Origin of the sequence: Microbacterium sp. SZ1 (assembly GCF_002362255.1) — a bacterium.
Lineage (GTDB): Bacteria > Actinomycetota > Actinomycetes > Actinomycetales > Microbacteriaceae > Microbacterium.
Genome location: NZ_LPVV01000033.1, coordinates 1 through 941 on the forward strand (window position 1 = coordinate 1; position 941 = coordinate 941).

Here is a 941-nt window from a genome sequence, read left to right on the forward strand (position 1 = left end):
TCACCTTCTCCGCCGAGGCCCCAGGCACCTACTACGTGCAGTACCTCGCGACCGCCGGTCCGAAGAACGCGCAGGGACTCGTCCGCGTCGACGTGCAGGACGAGAGCGACAACGACCTGCCCCCGATCGCGGTGCGCGACGTCGCCCTTCTCCCGAGCGGCGGCGACGTGCTCGTCGGCGTGCTCGCGAACGACATGGACCCCGCCGGCGGCATCCTCGTCGTGCAGTCCGTGTCGGTCGAGCCGAGCTCCGGCATCTCGGTGTCCGTCATCAACCACGAGACACTGCGCATCACCGACCAGGGCGCGCTGACCGACCAGGTGCGGGTCAAGTACCGCATCTCCAACGGCTCGAAGTCCGCGGAGGGTGAAGTCGTCGTCATCCCGATCCCGGCCCCCGACGAGATCCTGCAGCCGGTCGCCAACCCCGACACGGCGACCGTGCGGGCGGGCGACGTCGTCACCATCCCGGTGCTCGACAACGACACCCACCCGAACGACGACGTCATGCACGTCTCGCCCGAGCTGATCGAGTCGCCCGAGCCGGAGGACGGCGAGGCGTTCGTCTCGCAGGACGCCGTGCGATTCAAGGCGGGCCCTGAGGCCAAGACGGTCTACCTCACGTACGAGGCCGTCGACTCGCGACAGCAGAAGGCCGCCGCGCTCGTGACGATCCAGATCCTGCCGATCGACGAGGAGACGAACGCGGCTCCCCGTCCGCAGGACATCGTGTCGCGCGCGCTCGCCGGCACCGAGGTCAGCATCGCGGTGCCGCTCGACGGCATCGACGCCGACGGCGACTCCGTCGAGCTGCTCGACATCACGTCGAGCCCGGCCAAGGGCCGCATCGTCGAGACGGGCGCGAACTACTTCACCTACGAGGCCTTCGACGACTCCGCAGGCGTCGACACCTTCAAATACCGCGTGCGCGACCGCCTCGGC

The 941-nt window shown here is 69.2% G+C and carries 1 protein-coding gene; it reads left to right on the forward strand.

Annotated features, from left to right (window positions below):
- Positions 1-941 (forward strand): Ig-like domain-containing protein (locus AUC47_RS16760; RefSeq protein ID WP_256999537.1); only part of this gene is annotated, 941 nt, incomplete at both ends.